At 43.6% G+C, this 26,490-nt stretch carries 20 protein-coding genes; 16 read left to right on the top strand and 4 right to left on the bottom strand.

All coding sequences use genetic code 11. The features are described 5' to 3' along the window. Positions 1–173 precede the first annotated feature (173 nt). The 11 genes from AB1F57_RS05975 (at position 174) to AB1F57_RS06025 (ending at position 9,465) form a co-directional block, all read left to right on the top strand. Positions 174–1,835: a ribonuclease J gene (locus tag AB1F57_RS05975; RefSeq protein ID WP_367986268.1), complete on the top strand. Its 1,662-nt coding sequence runs from the start codon at positions 174–176 to the stop codon at positions 1,833–1,835. Between the two features lie 57 nt (positions 1,836–1,892). Continuing rightward, complete coding sequence (locus tag AB1F57_RS05980; RefSeq protein WP_367986269.1) at positions 1,893–2,669, top strand: alpha/beta hydrolase; 777 nt, start codon at positions 1,893–1,895, stop codon at positions 2,667–2,669. A 68-nt stretch (positions 2,670–2,737) separates the two neighbouring features. Next, on the top strand, positions 2,738–3,457 hold the full coding sequence (locus AB1F57_RS05985) for a M57 family metalloprotease (protein ID WP_170239151.1): 720 nt from the start codon (positions 2,738–2,740) through the stop codon (positions 3,455–3,457). 12 nt (positions 3,458–3,469) lie between these two features. Beyond that, a complete protein-coding gene (locus AB1F57_RS05990; protein WP_212754836.1) occupies positions 3,470–3,826 on the top strand; it encodes a hypothetical protein in 357 nt (118 codons plus the stop codon). 94 nt (positions 3,827–3,920) lie between these two features. Next, positions 3,921–4,268: a glycosyltransferase family A protein gene (locus AB1F57_RS05995; RefSeq protein ID WP_170239150.1), complete on the top strand. Its 348-nt coding sequence runs from the start codon at positions 3,921–3,923 to the stop codon at positions 4,266–4,268. 146 nt (positions 4,269–4,414) lie between these two features. After that, a complete protein-coding gene (locus tag AB1F57_RS06000; RefSeq protein WP_367986270.1) occupies positions 4,415–4,798 on the top strand; it encodes a hypothetical protein in 384 nt (127 codons plus the stop codon). Positions 4,799–4,998: 200 nt separating this feature from the next. Beyond that, entirely contained in the window at positions 4,999–6,897 is a 1,899-nt protein-coding gene (locus AB1F57_RS06005; protein WP_170239149.1) for an ABC-F family ATP-binding cassette domain-containing protein, read from the top strand. A 187-nt stretch (positions 6,898–7,084) separates the two neighbouring features. Continuing rightward, entirely contained in the window at positions 7,085–7,561 is a 477-nt protein-coding gene (locus tag AB1F57_RS06010; protein WP_167785265.1) for a DUF3955 domain-containing protein, read from the top strand. A gap of 1 nt (position 7,562) precedes the next feature. Beyond that, the gene (locus AB1F57_RS06015) at positions 7,563–8,390 is read left to right on the top strand and encodes a putative RNA methyltransferase (RefSeq protein ID WP_367986272.1); all 828 of its coding nucleotides are present in this window, start codon (positions 7,563–7,565) and stop codon (positions 8,388–8,390) included. 255 nt (positions 8,391–8,645) lie between these two features. After that, positions 8,646–9,104, top strand: a complete 459-nt coding sequence (locus tag AB1F57_RS06020; RefSeq protein WP_367986273.1) for a hypothetical protein — start codon at positions 8,646–8,648, stop codon at positions 9,102–9,104. Then, entirely contained in the window at positions 9,052–9,465 is a 414-nt protein-coding gene (locus AB1F57_RS06025) for a hypothetical protein (protein ID WP_367986275.1), read from the top strand. The genes AB1F57_RS06020 and AB1F57_RS06025 overlap by 53 nt, the downstream gene beginning before the upstream one ends. Positions 9,466–9,665: 200 nt before the next feature. Here AB1F57_RS06025 and AB1F57_RS06030 read toward each other — a convergent pair whose 3' ends face one another. From AB1F57_RS06030 to AB1F57_RS06045, 4 genes are read right to left on the bottom strand one after another with little or no spacing between them, the layout of a single operon-like run. Continuing rightward, complete coding sequence (locus tag AB1F57_RS06030; protein WP_074485103.1) at positions 9,666–10,214, bottom strand: DUF6036 family nucleotidyltransferase; 549 nt, start codon at positions 10,212–10,214, stop codon at positions 9,666–9,668. Then, positions 10,207–10,494 (bottom strand): hypothetical protein, encoded by a 288-nt coding sequence (locus tag AB1F57_RS06035; RefSeq protein WP_099833264.1) that lies wholly within the window; start codon positions 10,492–10,494, stop codon positions 10,207–10,209. The genes AB1F57_RS06030 and AB1F57_RS06035 overlap by 8 nt, the downstream gene beginning before the upstream one ends. After that, positions 10,494–10,952 (bottom strand): hypothetical protein, encoded by a 459-nt coding sequence (locus AB1F57_RS06040; RefSeq protein ID WP_099833265.1) that lies wholly within the window; start codon positions 10,950–10,952, stop codon positions 10,494–10,496. The genes AB1F57_RS06035 and AB1F57_RS06040 overlap by 1 nt, the downstream gene beginning before the upstream one ends. Continuing rightward, a complete protein-coding gene (locus AB1F57_RS06045; protein ID WP_074485110.1) occupies positions 10,942–11,859 on the bottom strand; it encodes an IS1595 family transposase in 918 nt (305 codons plus the stop codon). Before AB1F57_RS06045 ends, AB1F57_RS06040 begins: the two co-directional genes overlap by 11 nt. A 45-nt stretch (positions 11,860–11,904) precedes the next feature. On the opposite strand from AB1F57_RS06045, the gene AB1F57_RS06050 reads away from it, so the two are divergent. The 5 genes from AB1F57_RS06050 to AB1F57_RS06070 all read left to right on the top strand — a co-directional run bounded on the left by AB1F57_RS06050 (position 11,905) and on the right by AB1F57_RS06070 (position 26,350). Beyond that, entirely contained in the window at positions 11,905–12,723 is an 819-nt protein-coding gene (locus AB1F57_RS06050; protein WP_367986276.1) for a hypothetical protein, read from the top strand. Further along, positions 12,723–13,706, top strand: a complete 984-nt coding sequence (locus tag AB1F57_RS06055; RefSeq protein WP_061852952.1) for an adenine-specific methyltransferase EcoRI family protein — start codon at positions 12,723–12,725, stop codon at positions 13,704–13,706. Before AB1F57_RS06050 ends, AB1F57_RS06055 begins: the two co-directional genes overlap by 1 nt. 15 nt (positions 13,707–13,721) lie before the next feature. Beyond that, a complete protein-coding gene (locus AB1F57_RS06060) occupies positions 13,722–14,960 on the top strand; it encodes a DUF262 domain-containing protein (RefSeq protein WP_074485112.1) in 1,239 nt (412 codons plus the stop codon). 79 nt (positions 14,961–15,039) lie between these two features. Further along, on the top strand, positions 15,040–15,384 hold the full coding sequence (locus AB1F57_RS06065; RefSeq protein ID WP_367986334.1) for a type II toxin-antitoxin system RelE/ParE family toxin: 345 nt from the start codon (positions 15,040–15,042) through the stop codon (positions 15,382–15,384). A gap of 565 nt (positions 15,385–15,949) precedes the next feature. Then, on the top strand, positions 15,950–26,350 hold the full coding sequence (locus AB1F57_RS06070) for a Rib/alpha-like domain-containing protein (RefSeq protein WP_367986277.1): 10,401 nt from the start codon (positions 15,950–15,952) through the stop codon (positions 26,348–26,350). Positions 26,351–26,490: the final 140 nt, after the last annotated feature.

Raw genomic sequence — 26,490 nt, forward strand, 5'->3', positions numbered from 1 at the left:
TGTCAACAAATCGGCAGAGTTTTTTGTAAATTTTCCTGAAAAATTGTATAATAGAAACGACAGCTACATGTGTAGCAGACTGTAATTCGACTTGCGTCTGAACTGTGAGGAGGCAAGGACCGTTGGTATGAAAAAATAAACTGGGCAGGTATGATTGCCCCAAAGGAGAAAAGATGAGTAGCATAAAAATCATGGCGCTCGGTGGTGTACGTGAGAACGGAAAAAATCTCTACATCGCTGAAGTCAATGAGCATATTTTTGTATTGGACGCTGGAGCCAAATATCCTGAAAATGAACAGCTGGGTGTGGACGTGGTCGTGCCAAACTTTGATTATTTGGAAGAAAACAAACAGCGTGTGGCTGGCGTTTTCTTGTCCCACGGGCATGCGGATGCCATTGGTGCCCTGCCTTATCTGCTGGAAAAAGTGAAGGTACCGGTTTTCGGTTCACACTTGACGGTGGAATTGGCAAAATTGATTGTAAAAAACAATAATTCTACCAAAAAATTCAATGATTTCCATGTCATCGATGCAGATACGGAGATTGATTTTGGTGATGCGGTGGTATCCTTCTTCCAGACAACCCACTCCATTCCTGAGAGTTTGGGTGTGGTCATCAAGACTGACCAGGGCAATATCGTCTATACTGGTGATTTCAAGTTTGACCAGGCAGCTGATAAGCTCTACCAGACGGATTTTGGTCGCTTGGCTGAGATTGGTAATGAGGGTGTCTTGGCCCTGCTTTCTGATTCTGCCAATGCGGATAGTAAGGTTCAGCTGGCCAGCATGAAAGAGGTGGCCAATGAAATTTACAATACCATTTCCGACTGGGAAGGTCGTATCATTGTAGCAGCAGTGGCCAGCAATATTACCCGTATCCAGCAAATTTTCGATGCAGCTGACAAGACAGGTCGTCGTGTCGTTCTGACTGGTCATGACGTGGAAAATATTGTCCGCACAGCTATTTCCCTGAAAAAATTGAAGTTGGTCAGCGAGCGTCTCTTGGTCAAGCCTAAGGACATGAACAAGTATGAGGACCATGAGCTGATTATTCTTGAAACTGGTCGTATGGGTGAGCCCCTCAATGGTCTGCGTAAGATGTCAATCGGTCGCCACCGCTATGTGGAAATCAAGGATGGAGATTTGGTCTACATTGTAACGACACCAAGTATTTCTAAGGAAGCGGTTGTAGCTCGTGTGGAAAACATGATTTATAAGGCGGGGGGCACCGTCAAGTCTGTGGCCAAGAACCTGCATGTGTCTGGTCACGGCAATGCGCGTGATTTGCAGCTCATGCTTAATATCATGAAACCCAAGTATCTCTTCCCGATTCAAGGTGAGTATCGCCAGCTCAACGCTCACGCCAAGGCTGCGCTGGAAATTGGCATGTATCCAGAAAATATTATCATCGTCAAACGTGGTGATGTTATGGCCTATGAGGATGGTGATTTTGTCCACAGTGGGGCCGTTCCAGCAGGGGATATCATGATTGATGGTAATGCCATGGGAGATGTGGGAAATGTGGTCCTCCGTGACCGTAAAATCCTATCAGAGGACGGTATTTTCATCGTGGCTCTGACGGTCAATCGCCGTGAGAAACGCATTATTTCTAAGGCGAGGGTCAATACCCGTGGCTTTGTCTATGTCAAGAAGAGCAAGGACATCCTGCGTGAGGCATCTGATTTGGTCAATGCCAGCGTGGAAAACTACTTTACCAAGGATAGCTTTGACTGGTCAGAACTGAAGGCAACCGTCCGCGATGACCTGGCAAAATTCCTCTTTGACCAAACCAAACGTCGCCCAGCTATTTTGCCGGTGATTATGGAAGTAAAATAAGAGAAAATAAGTGATGAGAGCCAGTCCAAACTGGCTCTTTAGAATAGGAGAAAGCAGATGGCTATTATGAAAATTGAATATCATTCGGAGGCCTTGGATATGTCACGGCAGGTTAATGTCATTTATCCAGACCGCAATCGTATTCCTAATCCTGATGATAAGGACATCCCAGTCCTCTACCTCTTGCATGGGATGGGTGGCAATCAGGATTCCTGGCTCAATCGTTCGACCATAGAACGATTGGTACGCTATACCAATCTCATCGTTGTCATGGTTAATACGGACAAGGGCTGGTACACTAATACGACCTACGGCATGAATTATTATGATGCGATTGCGCTTGAGTTGTCGCAGGTTCTCAAACGATTCTTCCCAAATATGTCCAGCAAGCGGGAGAAGAATTTCATCGCAGGGCTGTCTATGGGCGGCTATGGTGCCTTCAAGATTGCCCTGTCTACCAACTGTTTTTCATACGCGGCCTCGCTTTCTGGTGCCCTGTCCTTTGATTTTGACAATGAAGGGACGGCTGATTTGGGAAATCTAGCCTACTGGACGGGTGTGTTCGGAGACATTCATAATGCTAAGAATCCAAATAATTTGACAGAGATTGCCAAGCAGTCAGATAAGAAAACCAAGTTTTACGCTTGGTGTGGAGAGGAAGATTTTCTTTTTGCAGGTCATGAGAAGGCTATTGCTGATTTGAAAAAGATGGGCTTGGACATCGAGGCTAGTAAGGGACCTGGTAAGCACGAGTGGTACTATTGGAACCAGCAAATCGAGTACGTCCTCCAATGGCTGCCGATTGACTTTGAGTTGGAGGAAAGACTATCCTAAGCTGCTTTAAGGTAAATTTTAGCTTTATTTGCTATACTGTTGACCATCTCCAGAAAGAGGTATAGTCTATGAAACTAATAAAAAGTGTCCTTGGATTTTTCCTAAGAATTCTTACTTGGTTGGTCAGCTTGATTTGGAATTTTATCTGGTCGACTGTTTTAATCACAGCCCTGGCCCTGGCTTTGCTCTTTGTTTTTCAGAGGGAAAATGCCTACCAAACCTTGGATAGGGTTCTGCAGGAGGCGGAGCTGATTGTCAAAGGACAGTCCCCAGTCAAGCTACAAGAGGGTGTCGATACTATCAAGCATCTAGCTACGGATACTGTCAACACAGGCGACCATGGACGGTGGGAAAGCAATCGCGCTACGGTGTATATTGAGAGCCAGGAGCCAATTTTACGCCAGGCCTACGTGCAGGCCATTGCCAATTGGAACCAGACAGGTGCCTTTACGTTTGAGTTGGTCGATAGCCCGGAGGCAGCAGATATTATTGCGACAGATGTCAATGATAGTGCTACCCAGGCTGCTGGGGAGGCCAATTCGACGACTAATCTTCTGACCAATTTTTATACCAGTGTGACGGTGAAACTCAATCGTTACTATCTTTTAAATCCCCAATATGGTTATGAATTTGACCGAATCCTGCACACGGCTGAGCATGAGCTGGGGCATGCCCTTGGCTTAGGTCATGAAGATAGCAGAGCTTCTGTCATGGAGTCTGCAGGGTCCTATACAGGCATTCAGCAGGAAGATGTGGATGCGGTCATTCAGCTTTATGCAAACAACTAGAAAGGATTTATTTTGATTAAGTTCATTAAGCGTTACCCCGAACAAGTTTTTCTCTTGCTCTACAATGCTGGTATCTTTGTCTGGCTGCAGTCAACCAGCTCAGTCATTGTCCGCCAGCTTGGTCTGACCACCGACTGGCTAGAGAAAATTCCAGCTCCCTTGCGAGCAATGGCAGGCTCAAGCCTGATTGGTATGGATAATCTACTCAATTCATCGGCCTGGGGCTGGTTGATTGTGTCCATGATTTTGATGCTTATCGTCCGCTTTGTCAAAGGCTTGATAAAATTCCTGATTTTGCTTATCATTATCGGAGGCGGGCTATACCTTGTTTGGCAACATTGGGAACTCTTGCAAGGCTTTGTGAATTGATGAAATCCAATCCAGTCCAGAGCTGGATTTTTTGCTACTATAATTGTAAAAATAATGTTACTATTAATTAAGTGGGAAATATTTTGGAGAAATAATGGCAAAGCTAACTGTAATTATGCCAGTCTATAATAGGGACACTGTTATTAAGGAAGCAATTGATAGTATCCTCTGTCAAAGCGACCAAGATTTTAAGTTCCTTATTGTTGATGATGGTAGTGAGGATAAGACTGCAGATATCATAAAGTCTTATCGGGGCCCTAGGATATATTTGATAAAAAGTGATAAAAAACTAGGTATTTCTACTAGTATGAATCTAGCTTTGAGTGAGGTTAAAACTGAATTTGTTGCCCATATGGATCCCGTATGGATTCGGACGATATCGCTCACCCAGATCGTTTTGCAATTCAGATTGATTATTTGGAAAAACACAGGGATTGTATGATAGTAGGGTCTATGGTTGATTATATTGATGACACCGAACCACTCAAATTGGTAAATATTTCTGACGCTATAACAGTCAAGTTCTAGAAACCTCAAATTATTGCGGGATTATTAAATTGCAATAGCTCTATAGCGAATTCAACGACAATGTTTCGAACAGTATCAGTTCAAAAGGTATTTGATAAGTATGGCTTTTACTATTCAGAATCCCCCATATTTGATGGAGCAGAAGATGATGAATTTTGGACAAGATTCTGCCTCATGGATCAGTCTTTGGCGGTGGAGATTTTATCAGCGAAGTTGTTATATTATCGAGTTTGGGACAATAATTATAGTTCACTTCGTAGTAAAAATAGAATTTTGGCACATTCGCAAATTATTAAGGCCCTTCTTGAACGATTAGATGTGAAAATTCCTGAGGATTTACTCCAATTTTGGGTTTTGTTTGGAGTTTATCAACGGTTAGTTATGTTTTTTATCTTCTATACAAAATCAGTTGAAACAAGTTTAAAGTCAGAGAAGTCGATTTAATCATTTTAAGGTTGATTGGAGTTATTTACTTCGGTTAGTCCGTTCTCTTACTGGTGAAGATTCACTGTCGCTAGAATAATGTTTCTTAAGACTTATTTCTAGACATTAGTTCATAGAAGTATGGTGAACTTCCCTTTTATTGGAACTCCTCTACTTTTTCGGTGGGGAGTTTTTGAGTGTTTTATGGTAAAATATTGAGTATGATTATATTGAACGGAAACAAGATTGAACGCTCTTTTGCGGACGAGGTTTTATTTAACAATATCAACATTCAAGTCGACGAGCGGGACCGGATTGCCCTTGTTGGAAAAAATGGTGCGGGTAAGTCAACTCTTCTTAAAATTCTTGTCGGAGAAGAGACTGCGACCAGCGGTGAAATTTCAACCAAGCGTGATTTATCCCTTTCCTATTTGGCTCAGGACAGTCGTTTTGAATCAGAAAATACTATCTACAATGAAATGCTCCATGTCTTTGACGACCTGCGGATGACAGAGAAACGCCTGCGATCTATGGAAGAGCAGATGGGCAGTTTGTCTGGTAGTGAACTCGACCAGCTCATGAAGACCTATGATAGTCTGTCAGAGGAATTTCGTCTGGCAGGTGGTTTTAGCTATGAGGCGGATATTCGTGCTATTTTGAACGGCTTTAAGTTTGACCAGACCATGTGGGATATGAAAATCTCTGAGCTCTCTGGGGGTCAAAATACGCGACTTGCACTGGCAAAGATGCTGCTTGAAAGTCCAGAGTTATTGGTACTGGATGAGCCAACCAACCACCTGGACATTGACACGATTGCTTGGCTGGAAAACTACCTAGTGCATTACAAGGGAGCTTTGATTATCGTCAGCCACGACCGCTATTTCTTGGACAAGGTGGCGACACTGACACTGGATTTGACCAAGCATTCCTTGGATCGCTATGTGGGCAATTATTCTCAGTTTGTCGAGCTCAAAGAGCAGAAACTGCAGACCGAGTTGCAAAACTATGAGAAACAACAAAAGGAAATTGCCAAGTTAGAAGACTTTGTCCAAAAAAATATCGTTCGAGCTTCGACCACCAAGCGTGCCCAGGCTAGACGCAAGCAGTTGGAGAAGATGGAGCGACTGGACAAGCCGACAACTGGTAAAAAATCTGCTAATATGACCTTCCAGTCGGACAAGTCTTCTGGCAATATTGTTTTGACAGTGGAAAATGCTGCGGTGGGCTACGATGGAGAAATACTTTCTCAGCCCATTTCCATTGACCAACGAAAGCTGGATGCCATTGCCATAGTCGGCCCGAATGGAATCGGAAAAACAACCCTGCTCAAGTCCATCATCGGAGCTCTGCCATTTATCAAAGGGGAAGCTAAGCTAGGTGCCAATGTGGAAGTGGGCTACTATGACCAGACCCAGTCGGCACTGACGCCCTCCAACACGGTCTTGGAGGAGCTCTGGTCAGCCTTTCCGACCACACCTGAAGTGGAAATCCGCAACCGCCTTGGAGCCTTCCTCTTCTCAGGCGATGACGTCAAAAAGTCCGTCTCCATGCTGTCTGGTGGGGAAAAAGCCCGCCTGCTCCTCGCCAAGCTGTCCATGGAAAACAACAACTTCCTCATCCTTGATGAGCCGACCAACCACTTGGATATCGACAGCAAGGAGGTCTTGGAAAATGCCCTCATCGACTTTGATGGCACCCTCCTCTTTGTCAGCCACGATCGTTATTTCATCAACCGCGTCGCCACCAAGGTACTGGAAATCTCGGAAACTGGCTCCACGCTCTATTTGGGCGACTACGATTATTATTTGGAGAAAAAGGCAGAGCTGGAAGCAGAAGCCCTGCCTGACCAGATAGAAATGGCTAACCAATCAGCCGGAGCCATGGACTACCAAGCCCAAAAGGAAAATCTCAAAGAGCAACGTAAATTGGCCCGCCGCATCGAGCAAATCGAGGTAGAAATCGAGACTATTGAGAACCGCCTGAGCGAGCTCAACCAAGCCATGCTAGAAACCAACGACATCGGCCAGCTGACCGATTACCAGAAAGAAATCGACCAACTGACTGCCCAACATGATAGCCTCATGGTAGAATGGGAAGACTTATCCGAGCAGATGGGCTAGGTTGACAGGGAGTTGACAAGAGGCTCAAACCCTTGATAGAACAAGCTTGCAAGCCAGTCTTGCGGAGTTAGCAAGACCACCTTTCGCTAAAAAAGTCCAGAGCAAGCCAGCTTTTCTTGGAAAACATCGACCGACAAGCTAAGATAAGTTTAGGACCTGCCAGACAGGATCCGAAAAGGGGAAAGAAATGAACTTTGGACAACAAATCAAGGACTTACGTAAGAAGGAAGGTTTGACTCAGGAGCAGTTTGCCCTCAAACTCAATGTGACACGGCAGGCTGTTTCCAACTGGGAAAATGACAAAAACCTGCCCGACTTGGAACTCTTGATTCTCATGTCCTCTGTCTTTTCGATCTCCTTAGATCAACTTATCTTAGGAGGAACTGACATGAACAACATGACAGAAAAACTTGTAAAAGACGGTCGTGAAGGCCGCCGCACCCAGATGCACCTGACCATTACCATTATCGGTAGTTTTCTCATGCTACTCGGCTTCGTCTGCTTTGTCATCAAGGCCAACTCCGTCGAATATGTCGATGCTAAGGGAATTCTGCATGAAAATTTTTATCTCATTCCAGTCGGCTACTTGCTGGTCTTTACAGGAGCCCTTGCCACGCTCCTATCAGGACTAGCCCTGCACCGCTTTAGAAAAGAAAATAAGTAAGATGACCAAACACACACGTTTCCTTAATAGCGACCAATTTTTCGCCTGTCCACATTGTGGGCAGGCTCTTGGTCTTGACCAGAGCAGTCTTCGCTGCGCAAACCGCCACACCTTCGACATCGCCAAGCAGGGCTATGTCAATCTCGCCCCTCAAGTCAAGCAGTCTTCCAACTACCACAAGTCTAGCTTTGAAAACCGCCAGGCCTTTTTAGAGGCGGGCTATTACGATCATCTCTATGCGGCTTTGGAGGGGAAAATAGCAGAGCTGGGCTTGCAGTCGGTCTTGGACATCGGCTGTGGAGAGGGCTTTTATTCTCGCAAATTAGCCGAGAAAATGAACTTGGACATTCTTGCTTTTGATATTTCCAAGGATTCCATCCTCCTGGCAGCCAAAACAGACAGGACCAAGTCGGTCAAATGGTTTGTCGGTGACTTGACCAAGTTACCCATTCAAGACCAGACGATTGACGGAATCTTGGACATTTTCTCCCCAGCTAATTATCAGGAGTTTGCCAGAGTGCTGAAAGCTGGTGGGGCTATTCTCAAGCTGGTCCCAGGCCCCGATCACCTCAAGGAGCTCCGCCATTTAGCCAAAGACCAACTCCGTAAGGACTCCTATGACAACCAAGATATCGTAGACCATTTCAAGTCTTACCTGGGACAGGTGGAGCAAGTGCTGGTTAGCCGGACCTTGCCCATAACTGTCGCCCATGCCCAAGTCTTGGCAGACATGACACCCCTCTTTTTCCAAGTGGACCAGTCCAAGTTGGATTTGGGGCAATTAACGGAGATTACAGTTGAGGGGCTCTTGTTGGTGGGGAAAATGTAGCCCTTCTGCTAGGCTAGAGCAAGGGGTGGTTCTCAAACAAGTTCCAAGGAGCTTGTTTTTCTTTTTGGACGATCTCCGAAAAGTAGAGTTTTGGGAGGGGAGTAGGGTTGATTTTCAAGGATAACTATAATATAAAAGCGTTCGATACTTGTAAATATAGTAAAAATAGTATATAATATACTAGTTTAGGAGGTGAAATAGTTGTTTCAGAATACGATTGTGCATTGTGACACCCGAGTTAATCGAGTACAAAATATGATTTCAACCTATAGGAAAAATTTCAAGCGGTTTAGTTCAGAAATTGAAAGACGTGTAGATAACAATGCTGAACTCAAACACTATTTTTCTGCAATTTCTTCAGAACATATAAAAATATCTGTTTTAGATACGGTTTCTTCGGATAAAGTATTGCAAAAAAAATATGCTCAGGAATTGATGAAATTTTTTACATTTTATAACGACACACTGTTAGAGGAAGCTGCCTTCTTACAAAGCAATAGTAGTCTAGAGAATGCTGTCAATATTTTGCATAATAGTAACGACAAATTACTGAGCAAATTGCAAGAAATCCATCAACAATTTGAAAACAATTATAATAAAGAACCTCAATCAGAGGTTGAATTTAAGAATGTGGTGATTTCACTACCAAAGGAGACATATCATGAAGTTGATAAAATCAATCGATTCAATTTATCCAACAGAAATAGCTTTTAGTCTAAAAAAATTGGAAGAAAAACTGCAAACAAATATTGAGATTGAGATTCAACTCGGTGTGACGATTGAGGACTTTAAAAAAGACGATCAAGGCAACTTTAGAGCTGTCGTTACTTTCATGTTGATAGATGGCGATTTTGAAAACGGTGATGCTTTGTTCAAGTTATCTCATCAAATAGATTTTACTAGTTTAGATGGAAACTTCAATATTAAGGATAGAGATCATAATTTTGCCTTATTTGAAATCGTAGAGCCATATGTGCGGTTTAGATTTAAGGACTTAACTTCTCAAACACAATTCTCCTCACTAGAAATTCCGTATAAATTTTGGGAAATGAGCAGTAAGAACTCAGATGTATAAGTTGAAACATATTCGTTTGAAGTCCAAGGGGAGACACACGTCCTCTCATATAGATAGAGTTGTTTCTAAGTTATATCAAGAGGGACGAAAGGATTTTGCTTGTTTTAAAATTAGGGAACTATATACCAGTTTACACCAACCACAATATATAGTATTTCCGATAATATTAAAAAAGGCGACTTCCAAGCAGAAATCGTCTTTTAATAATGTCTAAATTCTTCTGGATGTTCGGTCATATACTCTGCCAACCATTCCATACCATAGGCTATTTCAAACACTTCTAAAACCATTGAAATATCAGGTTGAAATCCGTATTCTTTGAGTTTATTGATAACATCTTTTATAGAACGAATTTTCACTAGTTTAATAATTTCCCCAGCATCTTGTCTATCCCTATCTCGTCCACTTTCTAGCTTCATTCCGAGAATGTAAGATAGTGGTGGTACAAGAATCGTTAGATTTGAATAGTTAAATGCCTTCTCACAAATAGACCGTGGCGGTATTTTATTCAAATTTGCAACATTGTTGTTCAGCCATAATTCATCAGGTTCATTCACACCAAAATCATCACCAACTTTTGCAATAATACTTCTGATTTTAGCATCTTCTTGATAAAAAGCATCGACATCCTGTGTTCCTCGAAGATTATAATACTCAAGGACAAAACCACCAACACAAATGATTTCAAGGTCTATATTTTCCTTGGATAATTCTGTGTTGAGAGCTTCAAATAAAACTTTCTTATCCATAATTCCCCTCTCTAAACAGCTTCAGAATATCTTTTGGTTGGCTCTTACGATTGGCTTGTAAGACGTGTTCCCTTGTATGCGTACCGTCTGTTAAGGCATCTTGAAGGGTTGTCTTTTGAAAAGGTGACAGGGTAGGATTTTTTAATAACTGTTCAATATCTTCAGCTGTCAGCTTGGTCTCTTCGTCTTGAATAACCTTATAAAGGTAACGAAACCATAAATCGCCATCACTTCCAGCATGTTTGCTGGCTCTTACCATGTAATCATACCATGTTGTCATTATTCTTCCCCCTTATCTTCTCTAGGATTATAGTGCATGGCTATCCAGAGTTTCTTATCAAAATCAGATAGTTCTTTTTTCTTTGGATAAACGCAGTCATTCAAATCAGGGAATTTGAGACGATACTTTTTCTCAAAAAAGTTTTGAAACTCCTCTTTATTCTCTGCGACATCAATCAAGGCTTCCAGCTCTGCCATGTGTTTAGCGATTGCTTTTCTATCTACTTTTTTGAGGCTTTCTTTCAACGCATCGTAAACACAAGTCTTTGTTAGTTGAGCGTAAAAAGAACGATGGTTAGTAACAAAATCAAAACTGTACTTCTTGTTCCAGAATTTCGTATACTTGTCATAAAATTTATCAGAAAGACTAACCTGATACCCAATTAGTTTACTATCAACTTTTCGAGAAATAGACCTTTCCAATTCAAAATGTAAATCATTTAGTGTATTAGTAGCCATAAATCAGCTCCCTATATTTAGTACGGACACAGGCATTTGAAAGTAAGAGATTAAAACGCTGACTATCCGAATAATCACGAGTGTTATAACGGAAAACAAATTCATCTACATAGTCTTGAAGATATTTCTTGGACCATGAGTGATAAATTCCTAATACTCCACGTTTCAATCCAGCCCAAAAGCCTTCAATCGTGTTGGTATAAACATCACCTTGCACATACTCACTAATTCCATGATTAACAAAGTCATGATTATACATCTTAGCCACTTTATTATAACCCAGCCATTCATCAGTGTAAAGTTGAGCTGTTTCCTTTACGTATTTGACAATCTGTTCAGTCAATGTTTTCGTCTTTGTATCTGGAACATGATGAGCATTAACTTTACCTTGACGTTGTACCATGCCTACTACAGCAGATTTGTCTTTCAATGAACGCCCTTGAGCATTTTTGACTTTTTTGGAGTTATGACGGTTCTTGTTTTTACCACCTATGTAGGTTTCATCAACTTCCACAACATCATCAAGACTATTGTTGTTTTCAGAACTAAAACACTTACGGATACGTTCCAGCATGAACCAAGCTGTTTTTTGCGTAACACCAATATCTTTTGATAATTGTACAGATGAGATTCCTTTTTTGTGAGAAGTCACAAGCCAAATTGCCATAAACCATTTACGAAGTTCAATTTTAGTATTATCAAAAAGAGTACCAGTCTTAACATTGAAGTATTTTCCAGTATTTTTACAACGGTATTTGTTACCTTTACATTTGTAGACCTTTGAGGTAGCATCAAAAGGGCTGATAATCACATCGCCCCAAATCATATTTTCTAAATGGTCAATACATGACTGTTCGTCTGGAAAAGCAGATTGTAAATCAAATAATGATTTAAACTCAAACTTCATAACTGGTACTCCTTACTTCTTGATTGTATTATATCGAAAATAAGAATGATTGTCAACAAAAATGTAAACTTCTACTATGCAAAAAGCCAGAATTTTGATATAATAGAAGTATCAAAAATAAAGGAAATTAAGCATTATGAACGCACTCACAGCTCACAGCTCACAGCTCACAGCTCACAGCTCACAGCTCACAGCTCACAGCTCACAGCTCACAGCTCACAGCTCACAGCTCACAGCTCACAGCTCACAGCTCACAGCTCACAGCTCACAGCTCACAGCTCACAGCTCACAGCTCACAGCTCACAGCTCACAGCTCACAGCTCACAGCTCACAGCTCACAGCTCACAGCTCACAGCTCACAGCTCACAGCTCACAGCTCACAGCTCACAGCTCACAGCTCACAGCTCACAGCTCACAGCTCACAGCTCACAGCTCACAGCTCACAGCTCACAGCTCACAGCTCACAGCTCACAGCTCACAGCTCACAGCTCACAGCTCACAGCTCACAGCTCACAGCTCACAGCTCACAGCTCACAGCTCACAGCTCACAGCTCACAGCTCACAGCTCACAGCTCACAGCTCACAGCTCACAGCTCACAGCTCACAGCTCACAGCTCACAGCTCACAGCTCACAGCTCACAGCTCACAGCTCACAGCTCACAGCTCACAGCTCACAGCTCACAGCTCACAGCTCACAGCTCACAGCTCACAGCTCACAGCTCACAGCTCACAGCTCACAGCTCACAGCTCACAGCTCACGCTGATTATGTAATCGGACGTGTTTTTTGTCAAGCTCTAAAACAGGCTTTTTCACATTTTTGTGAGGAAGCCTTTTATGCTCCCTACGAAAGTGGGGTGGCATAATGGCTGGCTCACTCCACAACGCTAAAAAAGCCAAAAACGATGAGTTTTATACTCGTTATAAAGATATTGCTGAGGAAATGGGGCATTATAGAGAACACTTTAGAGATAAGGTTATCTACTGTAATTGTGATGACCCAACACAATCAAATTTTTGGCGTTATTTTCATAACAATTTTGCTAGTTTGGGTATTAAAAAACTGATAGCAACACATTTTCAAGAAGATAGCGAACCTTCGTATGCTCTGATTTATGAAGGTGGCGATGACTTCAATATGGAAGCTGGAAATATTGAAACTATTTATGGAGATGATGAGTATACCGCTGGAGATTTCCGGAGCGAGGACAGTATAAACTATCTGAAAGAAGCTGATATTGTTGTGACTAATCCTCCGTTCAGTTTGTTTAGAGAATATATTTCTCAATTAATGGAACATCAAAAAAAATTTATCGTTATCGGAAACAAAAACTCTGTAACATATAAGGAAATTTTTCCACTTATTCAGAATAACCAAATTTGGATTGGTGCTAGAAGTATGAATTCAGACTTTTGGTTGTACGTTCCAGAGGGAGCTGATTATGAAAAATTGGATGAAGATGGAAAAAAAGTAAAGCATATAATGGGTTGTTGGTTTACTAACTTAGATTTACAAAAACGACATGATGGTTTATGGCATGTAGGTGATGTATTTGACCAAACAAAAGCTCATAAATATTACGAAGGGTTTGAGAGTAAATACCCTAAATACGATAACTACGATGCAATAAATGTAGATAATGTTAAAGACATTCCAATTGATTATGATGGTGTAATGGGAGTACCAATAACTTTTATCAATTATTTCAATCCAACTGAATTCGAGATTATTAAATTCAGAAAAGGAGATGACGATAAAGATTTAACAATAGATGGGAAACCTCCATATTTCAGAATTTTAGTTAGAAATCTAAATCCAATTAGTCGTGATGAAGATAAGGGATATTGATAAAAGGAGAATAAAATGAAAGTAAGAAGATTAAGAGATATACTTGATAGGCCATTCACTATCAGAGATTTAGCTAGTGGGTATACCAATAATGATGATGGTGCTACTACTGACGCTGTAAAAGGATATAATGGTAACTTGAATATTCGTCCTTCTTATCAGAGAAATAGCGTATATAACGAAGATAAGAGACAAGCTGTAATTCAAACCGTTTTAGATGAGTGTCCTTTAGGTATTATGTACTGGGTTGATTTAGGAAACGGACAATATGAAGTTCTCGATGGTCAACAACGTATTTTAGCTATTTGTAATTATGTTATGGGGAATTACTCTGTAAAATCAAGTAAATTTCCATCCAGTGCTCCACAACAAGATTTCCCAAATCTTCAGATGAACCTAACTGACTTAGCAGAACAAATTCTTGATTATGAGTTAGACATATATGTTTGTGAAGGAACTGCTTCCGAAAAAATGAAATGGTTTCATGTTATCAATACAGCAGGCGAACCATTAAATGAGCAAGAATTAAGAAACTCTGCTTATACAGGAACTTGGCTTTCTGATGCTAAACAAAGATTTTCAACAAAGACTGGACGTGGCGTTGTACTCGCTGACGAGAATCCGAATAACGATAAAGCAGAACCACTATTAAATGGTAATTGGAATAGACAAGAGTATCTACAAACTGCTATTAAATGGGCTTCACAAAATGATAATGACGATAGTACAAATACAATCGAAGATTATATGTTGAAGCATCAAGGAGATGCAGATGCTTCTGAATTATGGCAAAATTTTTCTGCCATAATTGAATGGGTTCGTGGAAAGTTTATAAGCTATCAAAACAGTTTGAAAGGGATGGATTGGGGAACAATCTACAAAGAGTATCAATTAGGACAGTTAGACAACAATATCATCAAAAATAGTGCTTCTGTCATTAACGAAAAAATTGCAGAGTTGGTAAATGATGATGAAGTCACAACTAAAATGAAAGGGATTTATCAGTACATCATTTACGGAGATTCCAAATATCTCCAACTTAGAGCTTTTGATGATAAAACCATCAAGCAAAAATATGAAGAACAGAGCCATCACTGCGTTTATTGTGTGGATGAAGGAAACAACAGAGAGTATGCTCTTAAAGAACTAGCAGGCGACCATATTACACCGTGGTCTTTAGGTGGAAAAACTGTCCCTGAAAATTGCCAACTATTATGTAAAAAGCACAACTCTTCAAAAGGGAACAACTATTAAAATTGAAAAGGCGACTTCCAAAACGGAAATAGCCTTTTTTGATATTCTCATAAATACAATATGTTGTTGGTGGTGTAAACTGGTATATAGTTCCCAAAAATATAAACTCAAATACGCTCCGGAAGTCCTTGCTGAATTGAGAGCAATAAAAGTTTACATATTGGAGCTATCACAGTCTGAAAAGATTGCAAATAAGCGTATAGATGATATGATCGAAGGGATTTCAATCCTCAAAACGTTTCCAGAAGTTGGCTTTAATGCGGATGAAAAATATGGCCGCAAATTTAGCAAAAATACGACAACAAGAGGAATAACCTTGAAAAAAGATTATCTGGTCCTCTATGACATTGATGAAGAAAACTTAGTTGTTAATATCAACTATCTCTTCTCGACTAAAAGCGACTATATGCGATTGTTCAAGTGAAGTCTATAAAGAATATAAAAGAGTCCCCAGTTTTCTATTTTTAGGAGGGCTCTTTTTATCTGCCCAATGAACTAGAAAGAAATTTTTTAGACTTGGGGAAGGGAAAAATAGATTTTCCCCTGCTTCCTCCTCTATTTTCCTGAAAAATGTCTTCAGCTATCTCCGTTAAACCAATATCTTATGCTTGTCTTGGAAACTAGGAATGCCAGTGTTTTATAAAACGAAGAAGTGAAAAACGGACGCAAACTAGTCTAAAAACTTCAAATAAATATGTAAAAAGAATACAAAATGAAGGCCTCTATTCTTTACTTTCTTCTATCAAAATAGACTGCTAGCACTCTCTTGGTCTAGTTTGATGATTAAATTGTTTTTTGAGCACCAAAATGCTTTTTTTTTTTAGTAAACATGATACACTAAGGATAGGATTGTATGGTGGAATCACTTACCTTGAGGATTATTCACCCCAACCCCTTCCACCATGCAATTAGTTTTAAAAAGTGGGAGGTAGAACAAGACCAGAAAACAAACCATTGTTCTAAATAAACCATAGGAGGAAAGAAAAACAATGAATTATCAACCACGCAGAGTACGTAGAAAGCAACGAACGGAACGCTATCTACGTTTCTCCATTCGTAAGTTCAACTTCGGTGCAGCATCAGTAGCCGTGGCAGCCGGTATGGTTGTCTTCGGTACACCCGTAGCATCTGCCGAAGAGATTGCGACAGCAGCCAACAGTTCAGAAGTGGTAGCTGTAGAGCAGGGAACTGGCACAGAGGAAGCATCCGCAAGCGACGAGGAAGCCGACAGTAGCCTGGTTACAGTCGATACTAGCCTTTTGTCTGCGGCAGTTGCGGAAGCAGAACTGGTAGACCTATCTACCAAGACAGCTGACAGTGCAGCAGCCCTTACCAGTGCCTTGGAAGCAGCTCGTCAAGTCCTAGCGGATTCAACTGCTAGCCAAGAGGCTGTCAATCAAGCAACAGCTGACCTCTCAACAGCTCTTTCAGGCTTGGTAGAGCAAGTCGTAGAAGAAACTCCAGAAGCAGCTGTAGCTCCAGCGACTACACCAGTAGTAGAGGCATCACAAGCGGTTGACAAGACAGCCCTTCAGGCGACGATCCAAGAAGCAACAGCTGTTGATACGACGACTAAGACCGCTGAGTCAGTAGCTAATCTTGATGCTAGTCTGACGGAAGCTCGTACAGTCGAAGCGGATCAGGCAGCGACCCAAGACCAGGTGAACACAGCAACAGACAACCTGTCTGTAGCCCTTTCAGGCTTGGAAGAAGCACCAGCAACTGAGGGAACAACAGCCCTCCGTACAGCGGAGACTGTGATGGCGAGCACTGCTAATCCAGCACCAATTGCTAATGGTTCCGAAGCAGTCATTGAATCGACAGATAATTATTACTACTTGTCGACACGAATGTCTTTCCATGTCAATACGACGCTGGATGCTCCGGCCCAAGCTGGTGACTATGTTGAATATAACTTTACAAACTTACCAGTTAGCTTATTAAATGGTCAATCCGTACTACACAAAGGAGTACAAATTGGTACAATTTCTACAACTATTACAAACAGTGAAAGAAATAATTCCTTTAGTACCGATCCTGCTGTTCAACAAGCTGCACAGCTTGGAGGTGAATCTGGGGTAATTCGAGTTACCTTTACGGATGCCATCGCTGGTTTATCAAACGTACGATATACTTTCGGTGTAGATAATGTTGAGATGGCAACCTCTGGTTCAAATAATCCTTGGACACTGACGTCAACTATTTCAAATGAAGATGGCGTATTACTTAGCAAGGATACTGCGATGCCTGGTCAACCAATTCAGGATCCTGTCCTTACTCAAGCTTCTGCACTACCCCTTAGTGCATCATATGATGAAGCAAGTAAGTTAATTCAGGGCGGAGTTTCGTACGCTCTAACTCAAGCAGCAGAACAGCCACTTTCTGTTGGAGATACGATTACTATTGATATTGCAGAAAGTAGCCCAATTCGATTTAATAAATCGAGTTCAACACTTTCTGTAGGAGCATTAGCTACTCCTAAGGATGAGTTATTATCTACACTGAATGGAAATAATACTTATATTTCTACCAATAATGATGCCGTATTGAGAGTTAAATCAGCAACTACTACTAGTGTCGTTTACGAGGTTCTTAGTCTCTCAAGTCAAAATGATATGTATTTAGTTGGATCTGTCCCATACATTCTTACAAGTACAGATACAATTGACTTCAATACAAAAACAATCTCAGGAGCAATAGTAACTTCTACAATTAATAAAGGTAATCCTGATGAAGTAGCGATTACAAACAATACTTCATTTAATCTTTCAGGTTCTGTTACGGACTCCTCTGCAGTAGAGATTCCAAAGGCTGATGTTTATGTACAATATGTGGATGAAGCAGGAACTCTGATTCCAGGTACAACCAAGTCCTTGCTCCTAGACGATGCAAAGCTTGGCACTAACTATACAACTGCTGGACTGGATGCAGCTCAGTATCCAAACTATGAGTTTGTTAAAATGGCGGACGATTCAGCTCCTGCTAGCGGTGTCACTGGTGCTACAGATTTGACTGTTACCTATGTGTATAAACTGATAACAGAGACAGATAAGTACACTCCAACAGGTCAAACTCAGACAGTTGAACTCAATGCTACACCAGATGCTAAGGCTTCGATCGCCAACAGTGCAGATATGCCGATTCTTACTCGCTATGCATACAAGACCCCTGTAGATACTTCAAGCACTGGCGATAAGAATGCAATTGTCGTTGTAACGTATCCAGATAACACAACAGATGAAGTAGCTGTAGTCGTTAAGGTTGTGGACAGCCGTAAGGACAATGAGAAATACACTCCTACCGCAACACCAATCACAACAGAGCTTGGCATGACTCCAAATGCTGCTGATGGTATTGCCAATAAGGATACTCTTCCAACTGGTACAACTTACAGCTGGAAGATTGCTCCAAATACAGATACAACGGGTGATAAACTTGGTACTGTTCTGGTAACCTACCCAGATGGAACAACGGATGAAGTTCTTGTACCAGTTAAGGTTGTAGACAGCCGTAACCAAGCACAAATCTACACCCCAACCGCTCAAACTCAGACAGTTGAACTCAATGCGACTCCGGATGCTAAGGCTTCTATCTCTAACAGTGCAGCTCTTCCAGCAGGAACGACCTATGCTTATAAGACAGCTGTCAATACCTCAACAGTTGGCGATAAGAATGCCATTGTAGTAGTTAGCTACCCAGACGGAAGCAGTGAAGAAGTAGCCGCAGTGGTTAAGGTTGTGGATAGCCGTACGGATGCCCAGAAGTACACTCCAACAGGTACAAATATCACTACTGGTCTCAACTCAAGTCCGAACGCTGCAACGGCTATTACGAATGCAAGTACCCTTCCAACTGGTACGACCTACTCATGGAAGACGCCAGTTGATACGACTCAAACAGGTACCTTCCCTGCGACTGTTTTGGTGGTTTACCCAGACGGCACGACCGATGAAGTGACGGTCAATGTGACGGTGATTGACGACCGTACAGATGCCCAGAAGTACACCCCAACAGGTCAAACCCAAACCGTTGGTTTGAGAGAAACACCAGATGCCAAAGCCTCTATTGCCAACACAGCAGACCTTCCAGCAGGAACGACCTATGCTTATAAGACTGCCGTTGATACGACTACAACAGGTGACAAGAATGCCATCGTGGTTGTTAGCTACCCAGATGGTACTAGTGAAGAAGTAGCGGTTGTTGTCAAGGTTGTGTCACAAGCACAAACCTACACCCCAACTGGTCAAAACTTGACAGTTGCCCGTGATAGCTCACCAGTAGCTGCAGACGGTATTGCCAACAAGGATGCCCTTCCAGAAGGTACAACCTATGCTTGGAAGACACCAGTTGATACGACAACGACAGGTGATAAGGTAGGAACAGTTGTTGTGACCTATCCAGACGGTACGAGCGAAGAAGTGGTTATTACTGTGACGGTTAAAGGCGTATCTGCTCGTCCAGTTATTAACAAGATTGATACAGATGATCTTGTGATTACCGGTACTGGTGTAGAAGGTGCCACTGTTCATGTAACCCTTCCAGATGGTACGACCACCGATGTCCTTGTTGATGAGGAAGGTCAGTGGAGTCTTCCATTGACTAGCCCACTTGCCGCAAACCAAACAGTATCGGCAACTCAAACCGAGCCAGACAAGCAAACCAGTGATGTCCGTAACAAGGTTGTTGTGGATACAACAGCTGACAAAGTTGCACCGAATGATCCAGCTTTGACACCAGTTGCAGACTTGACGAATTTGACTCCAGATGAGAAGGAAGCTGTGAAGGATGCAGTTGTAGCTGCGAACCCAGATCTTCCTGCAGGTACACGTGTAGACGTAGCTCCAGACGGTACGGTAACCATTACTTACCCAGATCAGTCAGTTGATACGATTACACCAGATAAGACGGTTACCCAAAAGGATACCAGTGATGCTCCGACTGTGAACCCAGTTGATAGTGATGATCCAGTCATTACAGGTACAGGTACACCAGGTGCAACCATTGATATCGCTCTTCCAGATGGCACAACCGTTTCAACAGTTGTGAAACCAGACGGTACATGGGAAGCTCCAGCTCCAGCTTCATTGGAAGCTAATGACCCAATCACGGTTACCCAGACAGAAGATGGCAAACTTCCAAGTGCACCAGCAACTACAACTGTTGCACCAACTCAAGCTGAGAAGACTGACCTAGTTGCACCAGAATTGACCAAGGTAGACAACAAGTACAACTTGACACCAGCTGAGAAAGCAGCGGTTGAAGCAGCCGTTCGCGAAGCCAACCCAGACCTACCAGCAGGTACGACTGTAACGGTTGCGGACAATGGTGCTACAGCAGTGACTTACCCAGATGGCTCAGTTGATAACTTGACACCTGAGCAGACGGTTACACCTAAGACAGCAGCTGAGAAGTATACACCAGTTGGTGCTTACCAAGAAGTTGAAAAAGGTGCAAGCGTAGACCCAGCTAAGTCTATCTTGAACACAGCTGACCTTCCTGCAGGCACAACTTATGCCTTCGAAAGCCCAGTGGATACCACTACTGCAGGTACGAAAGCAGCGGTTGTAGTCGTGACTTACCCAGACGGAACAAGTGAGAAGGTTCCTGTAACCGTTAACGTGAAGACTCCTGCAGGTCAACCTGAAAGCCAAGCAGACCAGTACACCCCAACAGTGACCGGTACTGTCACAGCTGAGAAAGGTGCCGAGCTTCCAGATGCGGCTATCACTGATAAGGTTGATACCTCAACTCTTCCAGAAGGTACAACAGTAGCGGTGATTGATAAACCAACTACTGACACACCAGGAAACTACACAGCGACTGTGGAAGTGACCTACCCAGATGGTTCGAAAGATATCGTGACTGTACCAGTTGTGATCACAGAACCAGCTACAGATGCAAGCAAGTACACACCAGTTGGCCAAGACCAATCTGTTGCCCTCAACGGTACACCAGATGCCAAGGCTTCTATCGCGAACGCTTCTGAATTGCCAGCAGGTACAACTTACAGCTTCAAGTTGCCAGTTGATACGACGACTGCAGGTGCGAAGTCAGCGACAGTTGTAGTGACTTACCCAGATGGTTCGAAAGACGAAGTGGCTGTTACCATCAACGTAACAGGCGACGGTTCAAGCCAGGCAGAAGCCAATACACCGAAGGTAACAGGTACAGTTGAAGTGGCTCAAGGTGCAGAGTTGAAAGACGATGCCATCCTTGACAAGGTTGACTTGACAGGCCTTCCAGAAGGTACTACTGCGGCTGTTGTAAGCAAGCCAGCTACAGATAAGGCAGGCGATTACACAGCTGTTGTCGTTGTGACTTACCCAGACGGCTCGAAAGATGAAGTCTCTGTACCAGTTAAGGTAACAGAAACTGCACCAATCGCAGAGGGCTACGATGTTGCTCTTCCGGCAGAGAAATTGCCAGTTGATGATGTGAACAACTTGACACCAGCAGAACGTGATGCGGTTGAAGCGGCTATCCGCGAAGCCAACCCAGATCTTCCTGCAGGTACAGTGATTGCGGTAGACCCTCAAGGTAACGCAACGCTCACTTACCCAGATGGTTCAACAGACACTATCCCAGGTTCAGACCTTGTTCGTCCTAAGACAGCAGCTGAGAAGTATACACCAGTTGGTGCTTACCAAGAAGTTGAAAAAGGTGCAAGCGTAGACCCAGCTAAGTCTATCTTGAACACAGCTGACCTTCCAGCAGGCACAACTTACGCCTTCGAAAGCCCAGTGGATACGACTACTGCAGGTACGAAAGCAGCAGTTGTTGTTGTGACTTACCCAGATGGAACAAGCGAGAAGGTTCCTGTAACTGTTAACGTGAAGACTCCTGCAGGTCAACCTGAAAGCCAAGCAGACCAGTACACACCAACTGTAACCGGTACTGTAACCGCTGAGAAAGGTGCAGAACTTCCAGACTCAGCTATTACTGACAAGGTTGATACTTCAACTCTTCCAGAAGGTACAACAGTAGCGGTGGTTGACAAGCCATCTACTGACACACCAGGTAACTACACAGCGACAGTGGAAGTAACCTACCCAGATGGTTCGAAAGATATCGTGACTGTTCCAGTTGTGATTACAGAACCAGCTACAGATGCAAGCAAGTACACACCAGTTGGCCAAGACCAATCAGTGGCTCTCAACGGTACACCAGATGCCAAGGCTTCTATCGCAAACGCTTCTGAATTGCCAGCAGGTACAACTTACAGCTTCAAGTTGCCAGTTGATACGACGACTGCAGGTGCCAAGTCAGCGACAGTTGTTGTGACTTACCCAGATGGTTCGAAGGACGAAGTGGCCGTTACCATCAACGTAACAGGCGACGGTTCAAGCCAGGCAGAAACCAACACACCGAAGGTAACAGGTACAGTTGAAGTGGCTCAAGGTGCAGAGTTGAAAGACGATGCCATCCTTGGCAAGGTTGACTTGACCGGCCTTCCAGAAGGCACAACTGCGGCAGTTGTAAGCAAGCCAGCGACTGATAAGGCAGGCGATTACACAGCGGTTGTAGTGGTAACTTACCCAGACGGATCTAAGGATGAAGTATCTGTACCAGTTAAGGTAACAGAAACTGCTCCAATCGCAGACGGCTACGATGTAGCTCTTCCATCTGAGAAAGTACCAGTTGACGATGTGAACAACTTGACACCAGCAGAACGTGATGCGGTTGAAGCGGCAATCCGCGAAGCCAACCCAGACCTTCCAGCAGGTACAGTGATTGCGGTAGACCCACAAGGTAACGCAACGTTGACTTACCCAGATGGTTCAACAGACACCATCCCAGGTTCAGACCTCGTTCGTCCGAAGACTGCGGCTGAGAAGTACACACCAGTTGGTGCTTACCAAGAAGTTGAGAAAGGTGCAAGCGTAGACCCAGCTAAGTCTATCTTGAACACAGCTGACCTTCCTGCAGGCACAACTTATGCCTTCGAAAGCCCAGTGGATACCACTACTGCAGGTACGAAAGCAGCGGTTGTAGTCGTGACTTACCCAGACGGAACAAGTGAGAAGGTTCCTGTAACCGTTAACGTGAAGACTCCTGCAGGTCAACCTGAAAGCCAAGCAGACCAGTACACACCAACTGTGACCGGTACTGTCACAGCTGAGAAAGGTGCAGAACTTCCAGACTCAGCTATCACTGATAAGGTTGATACTTCAACTCTTCCAGAAGGTACAACAGTAGCGGTTATCTCTAAACCTTCTACTGACACACCAGGTAACTACACAGCGACTGTGGAAGTGACCTACCCAGATGGTTCGAAAGATATCGTGACTGTACCAGTTGTGATCACAGAACCAGCTACAGATGCAAGCAAGTACACACCAGTTGGTCAAGACCAGTCTGTGGCCCTCAATGGTACACCAGATGCTCAAGCTTCTATCGCAAACGCTTCTGAATTGCCAGCAGGTACAACTTACAGCTTCAAGTTGCCAGTTGATACGACGACTGCAGGTGCCAAGTCAGCGACAGTTGTTGTGACTTACCCAGATGGTTCTAAGGACGAAGTGGCCGTTACGATCAACGTAACAGGCGACGGTTCAAGCCAGGCAGAAACCAACACACCGAAGGTAACAGGTACAGTTGAAGTGGCTCAAGGTGCAGAGTTGAAAGACGATGCCATCCTTGGCAAGGTTGACTTGACCGGCCTTCCAGAAGGCACAACTGCGGCAGTTGTAAGCAAGCCAGCGACTGATAAGGCAGGCGATTACACAGCGGTTGTAGTGGTAACTTACCCAGACGGATCTAAGGATGAAGTATCTGTACCAGTTAAGGTAACAGAAACTGCTCCAATCGCAGACGGCTACGATGTAGCTCTTCCATCTGAGAAAGTACCAGTTGACGATGTGAACAACTTGACACCAGCAGAACGTGATGCGGTTGAAGCGGCAATCCGCGAAGCCAACCCAGACCTTCCAGCAGGTACAGTGATTGCGGTAGACCCACAAGGTAACGCAACGTTGACTTACCCAGATGGTTCAACAGACACCATCCCAGGTTCAGACCTCGTTCGTCCGAAGACTGCGGCTGAGAAGTACACACCAGTTGGTGCTTACCAAGAAGTTGAGAAAGGTGCAAGCGTAGACCCAGCTAAGTCTATCTTGAACACAGCTGACCTTCCTGCAGGCACAACTTATGCCTTCGAAAGCCCAGTGGATACCACTACTGCAGGTACGAAAGCAGCGGTTGTAGTCGTGACTTACCCAGACGGAACAAGTGAGAAGGTTCCTGTAACCGTTAACGTGAAGACTCCTGCAGGTCAACCTGAAAGCCAAGCAGACCAGTACACACCAACTGTGACCGGTACTGTAACCGCTGAGAAAGGTGCAGAACTTCCAGACTCAGCTATCACTGATAAGGTTGATACTTCAACTCTTCCAGAAGGTACAACAGTAGCGGTTATCTCTAAACCTTCTACTGACACACCAGGTAACTACACAGCGACTGTGGAAGTGACCTACCCAGATGGTTCGAAAGATATCGTGACTGTACCAGTTGTGATCACAGAACCAGCTACAGATGCAAGCAAGTACACACCAGTTGGCCAAGACCAATCTGTTGCCCTCAACGGTACACCAGATGCCAAGGCTTCTATCGCGAACGCTTCTGAATTGCCAGCAGGTACAACTTACAGCTTCAAGTTGCCAGTTGATACCACTACTGCAGGTGCGAAGTCAGCGACAGTTGTAGTGACTTACCCAGATGGTTCGAAAGACGAAGTGGCTGTTACCATCAACGTAACAGGCGACGGTTCAAGCCAGGCAGAAGCCAATACACCGAAGGTAACAGGTACAGTTGAAGTGGCTCAAGGTGCAGAGTTGAAAGACGATGCCATCCTTGACAAGGTTGACTTGACAGGCCTTCCAGAAGGCACAACTGCGGCAGTTGTAAGCAAGCCAGCGACTGATAAGGCAGGCGATTACACAGCGGTTGTAGTGGTAACTTACCCAGACGGATCTAAGGATGAAGTATCTGTACCAGTTAAGGTAACAGCGACTACTCCAATCTCAGACGACTACGATGTAGCTCTTCCTTCTGAGAAAGTGCCAGTTGACGATGTGAACAACTTGACACCAGCAGAACGTGATGCGGTTGAAGCGGCAATCCGCGAAGCTAACCCAGACCTTCCAGCAGGTACAGTGATTGCGGTAGACCCTCAAGGTAACGCAACGCTCACTTACCCAGATGGTTCAACAGACACTATCCCAGGTTCAGACCTTGTTCGTCCAGCAACTGATGCAGATAAGACTACACCAGTAGTTCCAACTGACAAGGTTCCTGTAGGTGACGTCAATAACTTGACAGACGACGAGAAGAAAGCTGTAGAAGATGCGATCAAGGAAGCGAATCCAACCCTTCCAGATGGCACAACCATCACCGTTGATAAAGACGGTACAGCTACCATCAAGTACCCAGATGGCTCGACAGATGTGATTCCAGGTAAGGATCTTGTTCGTCCAGCCACTGATGCAGATAAGACTACTCCAGTAGTTCCAACTGATAAGGTTCCAGCTAAGGATCCAAACAACCTGACAGACGACGAGAAGAAAGCTGTAGAAGATGCGATTAAAGAATCTAATCCAAACCTTCCAGATGGCACAACCATCACCGTTGATAAAGACGGTACAGCTACCATCAAGTACCCAGATGGCTCGACAGATGTGATTCCAGGTAAGGATCTTGTTCGTCCAGCAACAGATGCAGATCAGACTACTCCAGTAGTTCCAACTGACAAGGTTCCAGCTAAGGATCCAAACAACCTGACAGATGACGAGAAGAAAGCTGTAGAAGATGCGATCAAGGAAGCAAATCCAAACCTTCCAGATGGCACAACCATCACCGTTGATAAAGACGGTACAGCTACCATCAAGTACCCAGATGGCTCGACAGATGTGATTCCAGGTAAGGATCTTGTTCGTCCAGCAACAGATGCAGATCAGACTACTCCAGTAGTTCCAACTGACAAGGTTCCAGCTAAGGATCCAAACAACCTGACAGACGACGAGAAGAAAGCTGTAGAAGATGCGATTAAAGAATCTAATCCAAACCTTCCAGATGGCACAACCATCACCGTTGATAAAGACGGTACAGCTACTATCAAGTACCCAGATGGTTCGACAGATGTGATTCCAGGTAAGGATCTTGTTCGCCCAGCGGGAGGAACATCATCAACAAGTGATAACTCAACCGTTGCTAGCACAACAACAAGTGGAACTACAGCAGGTTCGACAACAACATCAGCTTCAACTTCTTCTGGTAAAGTATTGCCAAATACAGGTGAGGAGGCAAGCTCTAGCCTCATCAGCATGGCCGCATTCTTGCTCATGGCAGCAGGTGCAGCAGCAATGGTAAGAAAACGCGAAGAAGATGAAGAATAAGATAGTCCCTTACCAACCTACCTGCATATTACCTCAAGAAATCTCTACGTGGTTGTAAAGAAATTTACTTGTTCTCCAGGTTAGGAAGTCATTAGACTATCTGAAATCCCCTCTTGTATATGACAAGGGGGGATTTTTTG

It is taken from the genome of Streptococcus nasisuis (assembly GCF_040836615.1).
Classification (GTDB): Bacteria; Bacillota; Bacilli; order Lactobacillales; family Streptococcaceae; genus Streptococcus; species Streptococcus suis_V.